Origin of the sequence: Vibrio rhodolitus (assembly GCF_003350325.1) — a bacterium.
Taxonomy (GTDB): domain Bacteria; phylum Pseudomonadota; class Gammaproteobacteria; order Enterobacterales; family Vibrionaceae; genus Vibrio; species Vibrio rhodolitus.
In genome coordinates this window covers 1-2,563 of record NZ_QLYZ01000039.1, presented here as the reverse complement: position 1 = coordinate 2,563, position 2,563 = coordinate 1, and the positions used below count along the sequence as shown (strand labels likewise).

Sequence of the window (2,563 nt, the reverse complement as noted above, 5' to 3'; positions counted from 1 at the left end):
TTCCTTGGCAGCTTGAGCTTGAGTCCACCCTTTTTCTCGAATGAGCTTTGTAACAACAATCATTAATTTTGATTTGATTGATACCAAGCTTAATTCAATCGGGTTTTGTGCCAACAACTCAAGTGGGTTTTGTGACTTACTCATAACCCCCCCTTCTTTGTTTATTGCTGTTCATTGTGCATTTTATGTGCGTGCCATATGGGCGCGCATTATACAAAAATTAGTATAGCCTGCAATGGATAATTTGCCTTTTTAAAAAAATGTTGTCAACTAAAAGGCAAGCAAATTTGAGGCTTATATGGAAAAATTTACAAATCTATTTCTGAACTTTCTTTTGATTACAGATTGTTAAGAGGCAATATTGAAGCGAGTGCTTGCTGATAAATTTAAAATTAACAATGAGAGAGCTCAGCTTTATGAAGCGAATTGGAAAGGATCTCATTGCGATCTTTTTTCTTTGGACGTAAGCTTTTGTCCAGATGTGAAAAAACCGACTTTGGCGAGTCGGCTTTTTTCGGAATACTTACAAGATTGACCCCTTGGTAAGTCCTTTCATGATAGCCCATATCGTTTAAGCACTTCAAGTATTCCTGCACTCTGTTTGGATCAAGATGTTTTGGACAGAGCGACGCGCATCAGCCACCGACCAAGGGAAGTTCCATAGGTGGCAGGTAAAGGCACCAATTCCAACTAGGCTTAGCCCGATAAAACCGCCCCTTGCAGCTGCTAGAGGGGAGAAGCGGAAAAGGAATAAAGAATTGGTGTTGTGAGACTGGAATGGGGGCGTTAAGCCTTACTCACAGCGCAGGGCAGCCCGAAAGGGTAAGAGACAAAACTCCAACGGAAAGCGACCAAAACGATGCCTAAAATCAGTTTGATTTGGGTAGGGGTCGGCGCAGCCGAAAGGGCTGTTTTCTCGTACTTCTTTAGTTTCTTTCAACACAAATTAAATAAAAAAACTGATTGAGTGCGGAGCACAAACTCTCCGTTTTCACGTGGGTTTCTTTAGCGGCTGTGTGTCAAAGTTGGGGGCGGTTTATCCGTCCCACTTTGTCCACAGTGAGCGTTCTGACGCACTTCGTTTGTCTCCTCGCTAGCCCAGGTCAAATAAAACCTTTTAACCTGGGCTAGCGAGGTCTTCTGTCCCTACGTTTGATTACGCCTTCCTACAAGCCTATATGGTGCGCCTACACCTGTTTTAGGTGTGCCCTACAATACAATCTCACCCACCTACACCTGTTTTTGAACAGGGAACTACTGTTTCTTTTTTTTTGTGGTTCTGTCTGTATTTTTTTGTCTTGCTGGGATGAGTATTGAGAGGCAGGAAACGCATTTTGTATCACATTCACTTCGCTCTGTGTTCAAAATGCTCCTGTTCTCCGAAGGGTCTGCGACGCGAAAATTGCAGATCTGCAATTTTTCATACGAAATTCGAATGAATCTGAAACGATGTTAAAAATCAGCTGGACGCCGCCTAAAACTGTTACAAACTTTCAGTGCATTTTAGCGGTATACCGGATTGATTTAGGTGTTTAAAGGAGCTTTAGCGGCATTTTATGGGGTCTGATAGCCGTTTTTATAGGGTTTCTTGGCTATTTAACATATTGCTCCTAAAGCGCACCTTAGCGAGCGCCTTGATGTACGTCTTTTAAACAGGAAAGGGAGAATTGTTGATTATATAAAAATTTGCATATTGACGAGCAAAATGTCTCGGTTTATTCTTAACGTGGCTACTTAGGAGTAGCCTAAATTTTTTAAATGTAGATAAAAGGTAATCACATGGAAAACTTACAAAACCGGCTCATTAGAGCGATAAACAATACCTCAGGAGGTAATCATGAAAGCAGTCGAATTCGAGGGCGATTCGTATAAAAAGTTAGAGAACTTTCCACAACCAGTTCGTGAAAAGTTCGTCCAAGATTTGGAAATGATGAAATATGGTATGCAGCCACTATCAACATCAAAGCCAATGAATGGATTGGGGAAAGGAGTGTTTGAACTCAAGAAGAACGGAAAACCAGCCTATCGTCTGGTGTATGTCATTCGTGGTGACATCATTCACGTTGTTCATGCGTTCTCCAAAACATCCAATGGAACCGACAAGAAAGAAGAAGATACGATAAAACAACGAGTTTCACGTATCTAGACCCAAAGACAGCGTTCATACCGCTGTCTTTTTTACTTCCATTTTTATAGGTTGATAGTCATTTGTTGGATCAAATGATACATCTAAAAGATAGCCAAGTTGTCCTAGAATTTCCAAGAGCATATCAATTGAAAATTTGGATATTTGACCATTCATTAAGTTACTTATTCTTGGTTGGGACACGCCGATTTCCTTGGCAGCTTGAGCTTGAGTCCACCCTTTTTCTCGAATGAGCTTTGTAACAACAATCATTAATTTTGATTTGATTGATACCAAGCTTAATTCAATCGGGTTTTGTGCCAACAACTCAAGTGGGTTTTGTGACTTACTCATAACCCCCCCTTCTTTGTTTATTGCTGTTCATTGTGCATTTTATGTGCGTGCCATATGGGCGCGCATTATACAAAAATTAGTTAG

The 2,563-nt window shown here is 40.9% G+C and carries 2 protein-coding genes; one reads left to right on the top strand and one right to left on the bottom strand.

The window, feature by feature from the left end; genetic code table 11:
- Positions 1–1,837: 1,837 nt before the first annotated feature.
- Complete coding sequence (locus tag DPF93_RS20900; RefSeq protein WP_114767926.1) at positions 1,838–2,146, top strand: type II toxin-antitoxin system RelE/ParE family toxin; 309 nt, start codon at positions 1,838–1,840, stop codon at positions 2,144–2,146.
- A 15-nt stretch (positions 2,147–2,161) separates the two neighbouring features.
- On the opposite strand, the gene DPF93_RS20895 is transcribed toward DPF93_RS20900, so the two are convergent.
- Positions 2,162–2,479, bottom strand: a complete 318-nt coding sequence (locus DPF93_RS20895; RefSeq protein WP_114767925.1) for a helix-turn-helix domain-containing protein — start codon at positions 2,477–2,479, stop codon at positions 2,162–2,164.
- Between the last annotated feature and the right edge of the window lie 84 nt (positions 2,480–2,563).

Bases quoted from the DNA above. Each gene is read 5' to 3' on its own strand.
- DPF93_RS20900 (WP_114767926.1), top strand. From the start codon at position 1,838: ATGAAAGCAGTCGAATTCGAGGGCGATTCGTATAAAAAGTTAGAGAAC.
- DPF93_RS20895 (WP_114767925.1), bottom strand. From the start codon at position 2,479: ATGAGTAAGTCACAAAACCCACTTGAGTTGTTGGCACAAAACCCGATT.